Source organism: Sphingobacterium prati (genome assembly GCF_013167215.1).
GTDB lineage: Bacteria > Bacteroidota > Bacteroidia > Sphingobacteriales > Sphingobacteriaceae > Sphingobacterium > Sphingobacterium prati.
This window is the reverse complement of record NZ_JABJWY010000039.1, coordinates 1-15,813: the sequence shown is the minus strand read 5'-3', so window position 1 is coordinate 15,813 and position 15,813 is coordinate 1. Positions and strand designations below refer to the sequence as shown.

At 38.4% G+C, this 15,813-nt stretch carries 12 protein-coding genes; 7 read left to right on the top strand and 5 right to left on the bottom strand.

Annotated elements, in window-relative coordinates; all coding sequences use genetic code 11:
• The first annotated feature begins 236 nt into the window (after positions 1–236).
• Complete coding sequence (locus HPC41_RS23230; protein ID WP_172396492.1) at positions 237–2,183, top strand: KUP/HAK/KT family potassium transporter; 1,947 nt, start codon at positions 237–239, stop codon at positions 2,181–2,183.
• Between the two features lie 76 nt (positions 2,184–2,259).
• Complete coding sequence (rlmF, locus tag HPC41_RS23225; RefSeq protein ID WP_172396491.1) at positions 2,260–3,171, top strand: 23S rRNA (adenine(1618)-N(6))-methyltransferase RlmF; 912 nt, start codon at positions 2,260–2,262, stop codon at positions 3,169–3,171.
• Positions 3,172–3,231: 60 nt separating this feature from the next.
• On the opposite strand, the gene HPC41_RS23220 is transcribed toward rlmF, so the two are convergent.
• Together HPC41_RS23220 and HPC41_RS23215 are read right to left on the bottom strand one after the other, a co-directional pair.
• Complete coding sequence (locus HPC41_RS23220; protein WP_172396490.1) at positions 3,232–4,926, bottom strand: amino acid permease; 1,695 nt, start codon at positions 4,924–4,926, stop codon at positions 3,232–3,234.
• Between the two features lie 78 nt (positions 4,927–5,004).
• Positions 5,005–5,688, bottom strand: a complete 684-nt coding sequence (locus tag HPC41_RS23215) for an ACP phosphodiesterase (RefSeq protein ID WP_172396489.1) — start codon at positions 5,686–5,688, stop codon at positions 5,005–5,007.
• 103 nt (positions 5,689–5,791) lie between these two features.
• On the opposite strand from HPC41_RS23215, the gene tyrS reads away from it, so the two are divergent.
• A complete protein-coding gene (gene tyrS / locus HPC41_RS23210) occupies positions 5,792–7,072 on the top strand; it encodes a tyrosine--tRNA ligase (RefSeq protein ID WP_172396488.1) in 1,281 nt (426 codons plus the stop codon).
• Positions 7,073–7,176: 104 nt separating this feature from the next.
• Here the strand turns inward: tyrS and HPC41_RS23205 are convergent, their stop codons facing one another.
• Positions 7,177–7,686 (bottom strand): GNAT family N-acetyltransferase, encoded by a 510-nt coding sequence (locus HPC41_RS23205; protein ID WP_172396487.1) that lies wholly within the window; start codon positions 7,684–7,686, stop codon positions 7,177–7,179.
• Positions 7,687–7,960: 274 nt separating this feature from the next.
• On the opposite strand from HPC41_RS23205, the gene HPC41_RS23200 reads away from it, so the two are divergent.
• Positions 7,961–10,699: an FtsK/SpoIIIE family DNA translocase gene (locus tag HPC41_RS23200; RefSeq protein ID WP_172396486.1), complete on the top strand. Its 2,739-nt coding sequence runs from the start codon at positions 7,961–7,963 to the stop codon at positions 10,697–10,699.
• A 1-nt stretch (position 10,700) separates the two neighbouring features.
• Entirely contained in the window at positions 10,701–11,351 is a 651-nt protein-coding gene (gene lolA1 / locus HPC41_RS23195) for an outer membrane lipoprotein periplasmic chaperone LolA1 (protein ID WP_172396485.1), read from the top strand.
• Positions 11,352–11,457: 106 nt separating this feature from the next.
• Here lolA1 and HPC41_RS23190 read toward each other — a convergent pair whose 3' ends face one another.
• The gene (locus HPC41_RS23190; RefSeq protein ID WP_172396484.1) at positions 11,458–12,270 is read right to left on the bottom strand and encodes a lytic transglycosylase domain-containing protein; all 813 of its coding nucleotides are present in this window, start codon (positions 12,268–12,270) and stop codon (positions 11,458–11,460) included.
• Positions 12,271–12,512: 242 nt separating this feature from the next.
• On the opposite strand from HPC41_RS23190, the gene HPC41_RS23185 reads away from it, so the two are divergent.
• Positions 12,513–14,060, top strand: a complete 1,548-nt coding sequence (locus HPC41_RS23185; protein ID WP_172396483.1) for a pseudouridine synthase — start codon at positions 12,513–12,515, stop codon at positions 14,058–14,060.
• Between the two features lie 103 nt (positions 14,061–14,163).
• On the top strand, positions 14,164–14,631 hold the full coding sequence (locus HPC41_RS23180) for a nucleoside triphosphate pyrophosphohydrolase family protein (RefSeq protein WP_172396482.1): 468 nt from the start codon (positions 14,164–14,166) through the stop codon (positions 14,629–14,631).
• 140 nt (positions 14,632–14,771) lie between these two features.
• Here the strand turns inward: HPC41_RS23180 and mnmL are convergent, their stop codons facing one another.
• Positions 14,772–15,713 (bottom strand): tRNA modification radical SAM protein MnmL/YtqA, encoded by a 942-nt coding sequence (gene mnmL / locus HPC41_RS23175; RefSeq protein ID WP_172396481.1) that lies wholly within the window; start codon positions 15,711–15,713, stop codon positions 14,772–14,774.
• Positions 15,714–15,813 lie beyond the last annotated feature (100 nt).

Here is a 15,813-nt window from a genome sequence, read left to right as displayed (position 1 = left end):
TTGGTTACGGTTTAATCAAATATAACGCTAACTATTTGAATTATCAACAACAAAGTTACTATTTTGTTTAAAAGTTTTTTAGTGAAATGCATGATCTAAAGATTCTTTTAACAAATTTTAACAGCTATTGCGCATGTCAAATGAAATGCTAAAATTTGGCGCAGAAAATGTACATGCTTAAAGTACAGGCAAAAAGTATATTTTTGCAATATATTTTGAAATAAAATAATAATTAAATGACAGATAACAGTCATCACAACAGTATCAATAAGGTAAGTTTTGCTGGATTATTGATCAGTTTAGGAATCGTATTTGGAGATATCGGGACCTCGCCGTTATATGTCTTCAAAGCAATCATGGGACAGGGCGCCATTCAAAAAGACCTGGTTTTGGGCGGCCTCTCCTGCGTCTTTTGGACACTGACACTTCAAACAACCATCAAATATGTCTGGATCACGCTACGCGCTGACAATAAAGGTGAAGGTGGAATTCTTTCACTTTACTCTTTAGTTCGCAAGCGAGCACCATGGTTAATTTTTCCAGCGATGATAGGTGCAGCGACATTGTTAGCAGATGGGATGATTACACCAGCCATCACAATATCTTCTGCGATAGAGGGCTTGGACATCAAATTCCCAGGCCTGCCAACAGTGCCGATTGTCGTAACAATTATTTCGTTACTTTTTATTATTCAACGGTTTGGAACTTCTGTTGTAGGAAAAGTATTCGGTCCATTGATGACAATATGGTTCTCCATTATTGGCGTCCTTGGCCTATCCCATATCCATTTGGCACCGGAAGTAATGAAAGCAATCAATCCCTATTATGCTTTTCATATTTTAATAACCTATCCCCACTCGCTACTCCTGATTGGTGCAGTATTCCTTTGTACAACAGGTGCCGAAGCATTGTATTCCGATATGGGGCACTGCGGTAAAGCAAATATTCGTATCAGTTGGATCTACGTCAAAATTACATTGATATTGAACTATTTTGGTCAGGGAGCATGGTTGCTGACACAAGAAGGCCGGGTCTTAGGGGGGGAAAACCCATTTTACTCCATTATGCCAGATTGGTTTATCGGCTACGGTATTGCTATTGCGACCATTGCCGCCGTAATTGCCAGTCAGGCGATGATATCCGGATCCTACACGCTGATTTCAGAAGCTGTACGTTTAAATATATGGCCCAAGGTTGCTATTCGCTACCCAAGCGAACATAAAGGTCAATTATATGTGCCATCAATCAACCTAATTCTCTGGATTGGATGTATGATCGTTATCTGGGTGTTTGAAGAATCTAGCAAAATGGATGCTGCTTATGGCCTTGCCATAAATCTAACGGTATTGATGACAACAGTTTTAATGGGCTATTTTCTTGCCATGAAAAAAGTAAATCGTGTGCTCATTGGCATTTTCTTGGTCGCTTATTTTGTGATAGAATTAACCTTCTTGGTTGGTAATGGTGTAAAAATTGCGCATGGAGGCTGGTTAACGCTATTATTGGCAATTGCTTTGTTTGGCACAATGTACTGTTGGTATACCGCGCGTAAGATTAAAAATCGTTTTGTTAATTTTATCAATATCAATAAATACTATCCGATCATATCAGAGTTAAGTGAAGACAAATCCGTACCACCTTTTGCTTCACATTTGGTATACCTTACTAGCGCTAATTTCAAATCTGAAATTGAAGCTAAAATTATTTATTCCATCATCAATAAAAAGCCTAAACGTGCGGACGTCTATTGGTTGGTCCACGTCGATGTGATGGATCACCCACATACAAGAGAATACTCCATTGATCAGCTTATCCCAGGAAAACTGATTCGTATTGACTTTAAATTAGGATTTAGAGAAGAACAGCGCATCAGTCTACTTTTCCGAAAAGTCGTTGAAGATATGGTTAAAAAAGGCGAAATTGATATTACAAGCCAATACGACACCCTGCGTAAACACAATATTCCAGGAGATTTCAAATTTGTCGTACTGGAGAAGGTATTATCTAAAACCAATCAAATGTCCTGGATCGAAAAAGTGATTATGGACATTTATGGATACTTGAAAAAAATGAGTTTATCCGAAGAAAAAGGATTCGGTTTAGATTCCAGTTTTGTCACCATTGAACGAGTTCCATTGAACTTCCCGCAAACGTCGGAGGTTCACCTCATACGAAAAGATTAGTTCTTTAAAGGTGATGCAAATGCATCACCTTTTTTATTCAGTATAATTGCATTACTTTTGTTGCAAATATTATATCATGGCAGACGCTAATCCAACAAAGAAATTACACCCTCGAAATAGACATCTCGATAATTACAATTTTGACGAACTTAGTAAAATCGAACCTTCCTTAAAAGATTTTGTTACGGTAAATGCTTATAAGCTTAAAACAATTGATTTCAACAATCCGGAAGCTGTTAAAATATTAAATCAAGCACTTCTAAAAAAATACTACCACATCCAACATTGGGATATTCCAAAGGAAAATCTCTGTCCGCCTATTCCGGGTAGAGCAGATTATATTCATTATGTTGCTGATGTGCTTGCCAGAGATAATAACGGTGAAATTCCAAAAGGAGGTAAGGTACGGGTGCTAGATATCGGTGTGGGAGCCAGTTGTATCTATCCCATTATTGGTCACCAAGAATATGGCTGGAGTTTTGTTGGTTCCGAGGTTATAAAAAGAGCTTATAAAAACGCTATTGAGATTACCCGTACCAATATGAGCTTAAAAAAGAACATCCAAATACGGTTACAAAACAATCCAAAAGCAATTTTCAAAGACATCATCCTTCCTGATGAAAAATTTGACATGGTCATTTGCAATCCACCATTCTTCAGCTCGCAAACCGAAGCATTACAGCAATCTGTACGTAAAACTACTGGTATAAAAGATGCCAAAATAGATGAGGCTACTATTGTCCAAACGTTTTCAGGGCAAGGCAGTGAGCTTTGGTGCGACGGTGGAGAGAAAGCCTTCTTGACACGTATGATCTTTGAAAGTCAGTTCTATAGAGATCAGGTGAAGTGGTTTTCCTCATTAGTTGCTCACCGTGAAGATGTTCGCTTTCTGCAGCATAAACTAAAGAAAATCAATGTAAAAGAATCTGAAGTTATCCGGATGGAACAAGGCAACAAAGTAAGCCGAATCCTTTTGTGGAGATTTTAAATAACAAAGGAGCTATCGAATAATAGCTCCTTTGTTATTTAAAACATTATAATTCCAATTTTAAGCAGATGTTGATCTATTTAGTTTGGAGTGTTTATAGCCATACATAAAATATACCCCTAGACCGATTACCAACCAAATTACAAAAATAATCCAATTACTAGCACCGAGTTCAGTCATTAGATATAGATTAATCAATATCCCGATAACAGGCAGGAGAGAGAAATTCATTTTAAAGCTATAAATACTCAAACCTAACCATGTTAACCAAAATATGATTACTAACATTTTATGTTCCACAATTTCCAGAAGGGAAAGTCTTTTCCACCCGTCCAAGGTATCCTGTCCATAAATAGCGACACAAGCAATCGCGATGATTAGTCCTGCGGCTACTAGATATTTACCATTGATGTAGGGAACTTTAAACTTAGATTTCGCCGATAATCCAGAATAATCCATATAGAGCACACCTGCACAGACTAATATAAATGCAAAGAATGTTCCTACACTTGTCAGGTCAACAAAAAAGTCCATCTTGAAGAATAACGAAGGAATAGCTACTACGAGCCCCGTTACAATTGTAGCAAAAGAAGGCGTTTTATATTTCGGGTGAATTGTCGCAAATTTCTTCCATAACAATCCGTCCCTACTCATTGTCATCCAAATCCTTGGTTGAGCCAACTGATAGACCAAAAGAGCACTTGTAATGGCAATGACAGATGTTACGGATATAATTCCGGCCATATGGTCAAATCCTACATACTTAAATACAAAAGCTAGTGGATCTTTTACGTTAAGTTCAGTATAGTTGACCATTCCAGTCAACACAATGGTAATAGCAACATACAATACGGTACAAATCAACAAACAGTAAATCATTGCTTTGGGCAGGTCTCGCTGTGGGTTTTTACATTCCTCCGCCGTTGTGGAGATCGAATCAAATCCGATAAAAGCAAAAAATACAGCAGCAACGCTCCCAAGTACACCCTCTAAGCCATTCGGTGCAAAAGGAGTCCAGTTTTCAGGCTTTACATAAAATATCCCTCCAAAAATAACCGCCAGGATTATTCCCACTTTGATCATCACCATGATCATGCTCGCCTTTTGAGATTCCTTGATGCCTATATAAACAAGCCATGTGACCAAAAATGTAATTACCCCTGCTGGCAAATCAAATATAACAGGCATTCCACCAATTCGCGGCGCACTGTTAAAAGCTGCAAGTCCTTGCTGATCAATAGCGGTAAGGCTTGCTACGCCATGCTGATTCATTTTATCTACTGCATCAAAGGCGTAACCCGGAGCCATGGAAAGCCAGGCCGGTATATGTAAACCAAACCCTTCCAGCATAGAAACAAAATACTGTGACCAGGAAATGGCAATAACCGTGTTTGAAACCGCATATTCCAATACCAAAGCCCATCCTATAATCCAGGCGAACAGTTCACCAAAAGCCACATAGGCATATGTATAAGCGGACCCAGAGACAGGCACAGTGCTCGCAAACTGTGCATAAGCAAGAGCCGTAAACACGCAGGCAAAAGCGGTAAAAATAAATAGCAAAGAAACAGCGGGTCCACCTTCATAACTCGCTAACCCGATGGTGCTAAAAATTCCAGCGCCCACAATAGCGGCTATGCCCAATGAAACCAGATCGGTTACTCCCAAAACCTTCGCGAGGCCAGTTCCACCCTCTTTTTGGGTATCCAGTAGGATCTGATCAACACTTTTCTTTCGAAAAAGTCTATGTGACATGTAAAAATAGTTTTATGCGTAAAATTATGCGAAAATAAATATTTTCAAGGTCTTATACTATTGGTATTTTTCGATGGACTATTTAAAGTCGACTAATTCGTAATGAATATATTGGTAAATTTCCTGATAATCCCCCATATGATGATGTAAATAGGAAACCAATTGTTCCGTCAATAATTGGCGCTGATTCTCCTGAATTTCAAATTGCCACAACCGTTTACAGATATTGAAAAGCGCACCTGCAATCTTCTCAATATGCGCGTAATCATAGAGGTATTTCCACTCAATGAATTGATGGTAAAATTTGTCGAATTTAGGAATATCGCTTAATTGATTTATTTTCAAAAATTTTCGCAAAGCATCTTCGTTCACTTGAGACATTGCAGCATACAATTTATCAATAGAAACAGCCCTTTGCTGTGTCAGAATATGATCCAATAAGAGTTCCAAAGCAATATGTGCCATAAAGGAAGGCCGAATAGGTAATCCCTCCAAACTTGACTGTATCTGCAACTTTAACTGATGAGTGTGCTGAAAAAAGTAAGTTGAATTATGAAAAAGACGATCGACCTCGATGTGACGGTTCCAGCCGATATAAAGCTGTTCCAGCAAGGGATTGTCCAGCAGCTCATTTTCATATTGCTTGGGTTTGAGCACAAAAGTTTTATCTGCATTTTTTAATAGATCAGGCAACAGCCCGCCGACAATTCGCTCGGGATTGGTTGCAAACCGCTCAAAATAAAAATGTGACAAAAAATTCATATTAGCTTATTAGCGTGTGCTTTTATATGGAATTATTCGCTCAATATACGCTTAATCTCCTATCTTTGCATCTTGTAAATTAAAAAATTAAATCCATTTAACAATGAGCTTTGTAGAAGAATTACGTTGGAGAGGCATGTTGCAAGATATTATGCCTGGAACTGAAGACTTACTGAATAAAGAAAAAGTCGCTGGCTATATTGGCTTTGATCCCACAGGAGACTCTCTACACGTAGGACACTTAACTCAGATCATGACATTGATCCACTTCCAAAATGCCGGGCATAAACCAGTTGCATTGGTTGGTGGTGCAACCGGAATGATTGGGGACCCTTCTTTCAAATCTGCAGAGCGTAACTTACTTGATGAAGCAACCTTACAACATAATGTTGCGTGTCTGAAAAAACAGTTAGGCAAATTTCTTGAATTTGGAGAAGGTGAAAATGATGCCAAAATGGTTAATAATTACGACTGGTTCAAAGATTTTACTTTTTTGGACTTCATTCGTGATATCGGTAAAATGATCACCGTCAACTATATGATGGCAAAGGATTCTGTAAAAAAACGTTTAGAAGGAGACAATGGTCTATCCTTTACGGAATTCACCTATCAATTGATTCAAGGTTATGACTTTTATTACCTGTGGAAACACCACAATTGTAAAATACAAATGGGCGGATCTGATCAATGGGGTAATATTGTCACAGGAAGTGAAATGATCCGTCGTCAGGATCAGGGAACAGCTTACGCCATTACGACGCAATTGATTAAAAAAGCAGATGGTCAAAAATTCGGAAAAACAGAATCTGGAGCTGTATGGCTAGATCCTAAGAAAACTTCGCCTTATAAATATTACCAATTCTGGTTAAACACCTCCGATGACGATGCGAAAAGCTGGATTAAGATCTTTACGCTTAAACCACAGGCGGAAATCGAGACGATCATCGCAGAACATGATGCTGCACCACATTTACGCCTTGTCCAAAAAGCATTAGCGAAAGATATTACGATTCGCACACACTCCGAAGAAGCTTATGAAACCGCGATTAAAACCTCAGAGTTTCTTTTTGGCAATGGCACATTGGAATTTTTAGACAACTTAGATCACGAAGCCGTATTGGACGTGTTTGAAGGTATTCCTCAATTTCAGATAACAAGAGAAGATCTAAAAGCAGGAATCAATATCCTTGATCTTTTAGCTGTCAATACACAGGTTTTCCCTTCAAAAGGCGAAGCACGTAAAATGCTCCAGGGGGGCGGTGTATCTATTAACCGTGAAAAAGCAATCGATATTGAACAAGTCATTACTGAAAGTAACCTCGTTAACGATAGATATATTATTGCACAAAGAGGCAAGAAAAACTACTACTTGATTATTGCATAACAAACGGTAGCGCTGATCAACAAAAAAATCCTCCTGATAGTGTCAGAAGGATTTTTTTGTTTTGTTAATAGTCGTTACACATCCTTCTAGAGCTTCAAAAAGCTCTATTTTAAAAGTTTTTCAAAGGCGCGGCGCGAGGCTCCACGAAAATGCACTTCTCCGCAATACTGATACCCTAACTTATTAAATACATGTAACATCCCCCCATTATCAAAATTCGTATCTACTTTAATACTATATATACCATTATTAATGGCTATTTCCTCAACCCCTTTCATAATGGCCGTACCGACACCTTTTATATGGGGATCCTGCGCAGAGGCCAAACGATGAACACCCACATATTCCCCATCGCTAAGCCATTTACCATCAATATCATTGTAAGCTGGTTCAATATCAAAAATAATGGCTACGTAACCAATTATTTTGTTGTCAAACTCCACGACATATCCATAGCCCTTATCGAGATCAGACTTTACAACATCTTCATTTGGATAACCATCTTGCCATTGTCTACTGCCCTGTTCTTTTCGTAGGGTTATCGCCTGTTGTATAATTTCCCAGATCCTACCTTTGTCTCCTTGTTCTGCTTTCCGTATTTGAAACTTATTCATAACGCCTTAATTTGATCAGTAAAACTACATAATTTACTTTAACGGTAAAAGTCAGCCGAAATCATATCATCCTTTCCAGTTTGGTCAAACCTTTACAGCGAATCTTTTCGCAGGGCATAGTATTTGCTTGATATATCTCGCTATTGTCATTTAATAGCCTATCTGAAATTATTCGTTTACGAAAAAAATACAAACTTAAAATAATAGTCTTCATGATCTTCAAAATACTATCAAAATAACTAAGTTTGTAAGTAGTATAATTGTGAGCTTTTCAATGTCAAATAAAGGAAATACATTTAGGCAGGCAGGAAATTCAGTTTCCGGCAAGCGTGCCCCATTAAAAGAATCGGCAACATTTAAAAAGGAAAAAAGTCAAAAACCCAGCGTCCCTAGAGATTACTCTGATGCTCAGCAGAAGACTGTCAAGATTCTAGGGATTTTGTTGATTGTACTTTCGTTGGCATTTGCCACTGCTTTTGTTTCCTATCTTTTCACATGGGAGGATGATCAAAGTTATGTCGCCAGCACAAATGGCGGTTGGGGGACCCTTTTTAGTTCTTCCGAAGAAATTCATGATGACGCTGTCGAACTCCCGGTTGTCGACAACAAATTAGGTAAATTCGGGGCCTTACTTGCTAACCAGTTTATGTATGAATGGTTTGGTGTGGCCTCATTTCTCTTTATTCCAGTATTATTCATTCTGGGTTATCGCCTATTATTCAAAAAATCATTGCTTCCGCTCTATCGGACTATCGTATATTCGTTTGTGGCGATTGTTTTTATTTCAGTGACATTGGGATTCTTACATGGGTTTATGGCAGACACGCCCCACATGTTGGAGGGTAAATTCGGGTTTTGGACCAATAAATTACTAGAAGCACAGGTTGGGATTGTTGGTGTTGGTTGTATTTTAGCCTTTGCTTATCTGACGACATTGATATTGCTGTATAATTTAGATTTTAAATTTGTGTTATTTAGCAATAGAAAATCCAAATCCTTATCCGAAGATATGGAAGAAGAAAACGATGAGGATGCTTACACGACTAATAATTTGAGAACCAAAGTCCATGTCGAGGATGATTCCATTCAATCGGTTAGAGAATCTTTCCAACGACCAACCTCAATAAACGAAAGGTTCCAATCCAGCCGGCCGACAGATTTACAAGAAGAGCTTGAGCGACCTGCTTTTACACATCATCCGATCCCCGAGGTGCATATAGATCCGAAAGACAAAGTGATTCTTACCTTCGATGACAGTCCATTGGAACGTACAGAGCGTACGCCTTCCATTAGTTTCACCATTGATCAGCCAGAGGAAGAAGATACGGAAGAACGAAATAGCCAAAGTATTCAGGAAAACTACAGTCCAGCTATAACCATTATCCCTCAACCCGAGCCTGAGCTCCCTGTTGACGTTGCCGTAGTACCTGGTTTGGTTGTCGAAGACATCAAAGAAGAAAAAGAAATTACTGCGAGCGATCTTGTTGCTCAATTTGGTCAATATGACCCTAAATTGGACCTATCGGGCTATCAACACCCCACGCTCGACCTATTACGAGATTATGGAAGTGGTAAAATTACCATCAATCAGCATGAACTTGAAGCAAACAAAAACAAAATTGTTGATACACTTAGAAACTATAGCATTGAGATTGAAAGCATAAAAGCAACAATCGGCCCTACGGTTACCCTATATGAGATTATACCCAAGCCGGGTGTACGGATTTCGAAGATCAAAAATCTAGAGGATGACATTGCCTTAAGTCTTGCAGCACTTGGCATTCGGATTATTGCGCCGATGCCTGGAAAAGGAACCATCGGTATTGAAGTACCGAATTCTAGCCCAGAAATGGTATCTATGCGATCTGTTTTGGCTACCGAAAAGTTCCAAAAAACAGATATGGATCTACCAATTGCATTGGGAAAGACAATTTCTAATGAAGTCTATATTGCCGATTTAGCAAAGATGCCCCACCTTTTGGTTGCGGGTGCCACAGGTCAGGGTAAATCCGTTGGTATCAATGCTATTTTGACGTCATTATTGTATAAAAAACATCCTGCGGAGCTCAAATTTGTACTTGTCGATCCCAAAAAAGTTGAACTTTCCCTATTCAAAAAAGTTGAACGTCATTTCTTGGCCAAACTACCCGATGAGGAGGAAGCGATCATTACTGATACAAAAAAGGTTATCAACACCTTAAATTCACTTTGTATCGAGATGGATCAGCGTTATGACCTGTTAAAAAATGCACAGGTTCGTAATTTAAAGGAATATAATGCAAAATTTATCAATCGTAGATTAAACCCTGAGGAGGGTCACCGATTCTTACCATATATCGTTCTTATTGTTGATGAGTTTGCCGATTTGATGATGACTGCTGGAAAAGAAGTTGAAACCCCTATTGCGCGACTGGCTCAGTTGGCCCGTGCCGTAGGAATTCACTTGGTCATTGCGACCCAACGTCCTTCAGTCAATATCATTACAGGTACAATCAAAGCCAACTTCCCAGCACGTCTTGCTTTCCGTGTGTTATCAAAAGTAGACTCGCGAACTATCTTAGATACCGGCGGAGCAGATCAGTTAATTGGTCGTGGGGATATGCTTCTGGCAACCGGAAGTGATTTGATACGTATTCAGTGTGCATTTGTCGATACACCAGAAGTTGAACAGATTTCCGATTATATCGGAGCACAGCGTGGTTATCCATCGGCATTTATGCTGCCAGAATATGTAGACGAAAACGGAGAGGGTTCAGGTAGCGTAGATTTTGATCCAAAAGATCGCGATCAATTGTTTGAAGACGCTGCTCGTTTGATTGTTATGCATCAACAAGGTTCTACATCTTTAATCCAACGTAAATTGAAACTGGGTTATAATAGAGCTGGACGAATCATCGATCAATTGGAAGCCGCCGGAATTGTCGGCCCATTTGAAGGGAGTAAAGCACGCGAAGTTCTTTATCCAGATGAATATTCATTAGAACAATATTTGGAGACGCTAAGAAACAATTAACATGAAAAAACAAATCGGATTAGTGCTCAGCTTTTTGCTACTTACAATAAGTCAATACAGCTATGCACAAAATAACGCCGCAAAAGCGTTGCTTAACAAAGTAAGCCAAAAATATAATGGATATAAGACCATCCAGGCTGGCTTCACTTTAGACATCAGACAAGCAAACGGGAGTTCACATAGTGATGCAGGCACTTTATATCTAGACAAGGCAAATAACAAATACCACGTCAATACTAAAAATCAGATTCTAATCTCAGATTCCAGAACACAATGGAATATCATGAAGGCAGAGAAAGAAGTGGAGATATCGGAGGCGAGCAACTCAACCAATGAGATCAACCCAACCAATATTTTCACATTCTATACCTCGGGCTTTAACTATGCTTTAGCTAATACAGAGAAAGCAAAAGGTATGAGTTTGAGTGTTGTGGAACTGAAGCCTATTGATAGTAAAAAAAACTATTCTAAGATCAAATTACGGATCAATAAAGCGAATAATTTGATCTACGATACAACTATTTTTGATAAGAGTGGCAATCGTTATACATACTCCTTGAATTCACAGGAGGGAAACAAGGCTATAGCATCCAGCTTTTTTACTTTTAATAAAAGTAACTATACAGGGTTTGATATAGTCGATCTGCGATAAAGCTAACAGTGAATGGATCAATTGAAGATTCGGATAAGACGCAGTAATAAAAAAAGGATTTTCCAATGGGAAATCCTTTTTTTATTACTGCTTGTTTGTTCGTTGTCTAGAACATATTAGGTTCTCTATCCAGCGCTTCAGTTTCTTTGTCCGCATAACGAGAATAACCGTGTTTCTGTGGATGTTCGATAATTTCCTTCATGGAAACCAATTTATACACATAAGATCCGGTCTCATTGTTCAATTTCAAAGCAAAGTAATCATCCTTTTTTTGCCTTCGCATCGAACCTTTTAAACTACCGTCACCGACATTATATGCCGCTGCCACCAAAGTCCAATTACCAAATTGAGCGTAAAGATATTTTAAGTAACGTGCGGCAGCATGTGTGGATTTCACGAGATCTTTCCGTTCATCCACAGCACCATTGACCCGCAGGCCATACAAGCGAGCCGTTGCCGGCATAAATTGCCAATAACCTCCCGCCCCTTTTGATGAAACGACAGCCTTGCTTAGGCCACTTTCAACCAGTGGAATGTACTTAAAATCTTCGGGAATACCATGTGATTTCAGGATCTTAGCGATCTTAGGCAAATAGGTTTCTGCCTTTTTATGCATATCATACGATCCTGTTTTTTTAAATGAAAATCTACTGAAGAACTTGCGCAATTTGCTTTCCACTAATGGACGATCCATCGGCAATGAATCTTCAGCAAATGTCAATGAACTCAGGTAAGATTCAAAAGAATTGCTTTTTTCTTTTTTCTCTTCGTCGCCTCCATGATGACTTGGAATTTCGACTAACTTCGCTGCTACGATCTTATCGCTGCCAGAAGTGTTGTTGTGTGGGGTTGAGTATAATTTTGACAGCAATAAAGCAAACAAAATCAAACTACTACATAATACTTTTTTTCTTATCATTCACTCCCTTAATGCTATCCTATCCACGAGTCAAATCGATCAAAAAATAGCTTGGTTCAAATTCGAGGGGACAAAGATAAACAGTATTTATTTAAAAAACAAATAGTTACGTTAGAGCTGTTTTAAAGGGTATTTTTTCAAGTTCAAATTGTGCAAATGCAAGAAAAGATAAAAAGATAAGGATTTTTTCGCAAAACCCAAAATTATACCTAACTTTGCAGTTCACATTTTAGCAAAACACAATGCCATTCAGCAATAAAAGGAACAGTCGTGATGACAACTCCAGAAAGTCACGAGGCAACTCAGATAGCTTCAAATCTCGAGGCGACAAAAATAATAGTTTCGGTAAAAAATCATCCTTTGGTTCAAAGGATCAATCTGAAAGAGGTTCTTTCAGAAAAGATGATAACCGCGAAAACAGATCATTTGGATCTAATAAATACGCAGATAAATCTTCCTTTAGAGGAGAAAGCAATTCCTTCCGTTCAAAAGATAATTCAGATAAACCTTTTAACAAAACTGGTCGTTCATTTGACAAAAATGATTCATCGAGATCGTTTGACAGAAAAGAAGGATCCTTTGATAAAAGAGACAGCTTCAAACGTTCCGACAGAAGCGATTCATCGAGATCGTTTGATAGAAAAGAAGGTTCTTTTGATAAAAGAGATAGTTTCAAACGCTCTGACAGAAATGATTCATCAAGATCTTTCGACAGAAAAGAAGGTTCTTTTGATAAAAGAGATAGCTTCAAACGCTCTGACAGAAATGATTCATCAAGATCTTTCGACAGAAAAGAAGGTTCATTTGATAAAAGAGATAGTTTCAAACGCTCTGACAGAAATGATTCATCAAGATCTTTTGACAGAAAAGAAGGCTCTTTTGATAAAAGAGATTCATTCAAGCGTTTCGATAAGGATGACCGTTCCTCAAACAATCGCAGTAGAAGCTTTGATAAACCATCTAATAGAAAATTCGATGGAGATAGAAGCAGAAACTTTGATGAGAACAAGAGTTTTGACGATAAACAATACACCAAACGTCCTAAGAAGAAAGCCGAAACGTCAGCAGAAGATGATGGCTTAATACGTTTAAACCGTTATATTGCCAATGCAGGTATTTGCTCAAGACGTAAAGCAGACGAATTAATCGCTGCAGGGGTAATATGGGTAAATGGTGAGGCTGTTACTGAATTAGGTACCAAAGTTGATCCAGCTACAGACGAAATCCGTTACAACAACGAGCGTTTAAAACGTGAGAAAATGGTTTATGTTTTACTCAATAAACCAAAAGACTACATTACGACTACGGATGATCCTCAGGAACGTCATACGGTAATGGAACTTGTATCCAAAGCAACCAAAGAACGCATCTATCCTGTCGGACGTCTTGACAGAAATACAACAGGATTACTTTTGATGACAAACGACGGCAACCTCGCGGAGAAACTTTCCCATCCGCGGAATAGCATCAGCAAAATTTACAACATAGAACTCAACAAGAGCCTTACTCAAGGAGATTTTAATAAAATTAATTTTGGTATTGAGTTGGAAGATGGTATCATCAAACCCGATGATTTAAGCTACGTACAAGGAGGCTCTAAAAGAGAGATTGGTATTCAGATCCACTCTGGTAAAAATCGCATTGTACGTCGTATTTTTGAGTCCCTTGGTTATGAAGTTGTGAAGTTAGATCGTGTAGTCTATGCGAACTTGACGAAAAAGGACTTACCTCGTGGACGTTGGAGATATTTAGAAGAAAAAGAAATTGTTCAACTAAAACATTTGATGTAATCAAATCTCATTTGATAAATAAAATAAAGGACGGTCATTCAGTTAACCGTCCTTTATTTTTTATATTTGCTCCTGATAAGAAGAGTATAAAAAATAAAAAAATATGACTGATCCAAAAACACTTTCATCCGTAGCGGAATTCCATAAAACATTCCAACATCCGATCCTGGATACACCAACGATTCCTTCTGAACAAAGATGTGCCCTACGGGTTTCTTTGATAGCAGAGGAATTAAAAGAGCTAGAAGAAGCTATCCAAGATAAAGATCTTGTGGAAATTGCAGACGCTTTATGTGACATTCAGTACGTCCTTGCTGGAGCTGTTCTTGAATTTGGTTTAAAAGATAAATTTTCGGCGCTTTTTGATGAAGTACAACGCTCTAATATGAGTAAGGCATGTAAGGATGAGGCTGAGGCTGTCGCTACGCAAGAGCATTACAAACTTAAAGGAGTAGAATCATACTATAAAGAAGTTGACGGGAAATTTTTAGTCTTTAGAACAGCTGATAATAAAACACTCAAATCCATTAATTATTCTCCAGCAGATCTAAAGACCATTGTCGAAGGATAATTTGGCTTACAGTAATGGTATAAAATAAATACGGCTTCCTGAGGAAGCCGTATTTATTTTATGGTTAATCATCAATTACATTTTTCTTATCGAATTGTCTGCACAGCGTATCTCTTTGCAACAGAAGCCTGCTAATGGAATTAAAAGAGGCTACCCTGCACCACTTTTCTTGCTTCCAGACCTTTATCGATATAAGTTTGGATCCCCGACTTGGGAAATCCCCAATTTGGTGCTATCAACAATTCCTTATCTGCGATACCAAAAATACGTTGAATAATCAAATCAGGGCGTAATCGTGGTATAAATTTGGACAAAAAGTCCGTATAACCCTCCATAGAAAATAGATCAAAAGGCTCGCGTTTATATTTCACCCCCATAATAGAACCTTCCACGATATGCAGATGATGCAATTTCACAAACTTAATTTGTGGGAACCGATTTATCTCATCAGCATATTTTAACATCATTTCCTCCGTCTCCCAAGGAAAGCCAAAAATCGTATGCACACAGAGCTCTAAAGGGGTATCCTTTAGCATATCCATCGTCTTAACGAACTCATCGTGAGAACAGCCTCTATTGATCTTATCTAAGGTATCATTATAAATTGACTCCATGCCCATTTCCAGATCTACATCATAACGATCCGTATAAGATTCTAATAACGCAATTTTTTCGAAGTCCAGACAGTCCGGGCGTGTACCTACGGAAAGACCGAGCGTATTTTCCGGATCAATGCTTAAGGCTTCGTCGTACATCATCTTCAGCAAATGCGTTGGCGCATACGTATTGGTATTCGGTTGAAAATAAATAATAAATTTCTCTGCGCCATAGCTTTTACGCGCACGTTCAATTCCGGACTCTACCTGTTCACGTATAGAAGGAATTTTTCTCGCAGTATCGGGCGTAAAAGAATCTACATTACAGTAAGTACAGCCACCATAACCTTTGCTACCATCTCTATTTGGACAGGTGAAATTGCCATCGACAATCACTTTAAATACTTTCTGTCCGTTATATTTTTGCTTTAAATAAGCGCCGTAATGATTATACGGTTTAATTCCGTTGTCCAATAATGTACCCATTGCCCTGCAAAGTTACTTAATAAAAGTCATAAATGTATTAGGTATGAGGAACAAACACTGTTACTTGATGGGTACAGGCGCTTATAGCCTCTTGCCAATT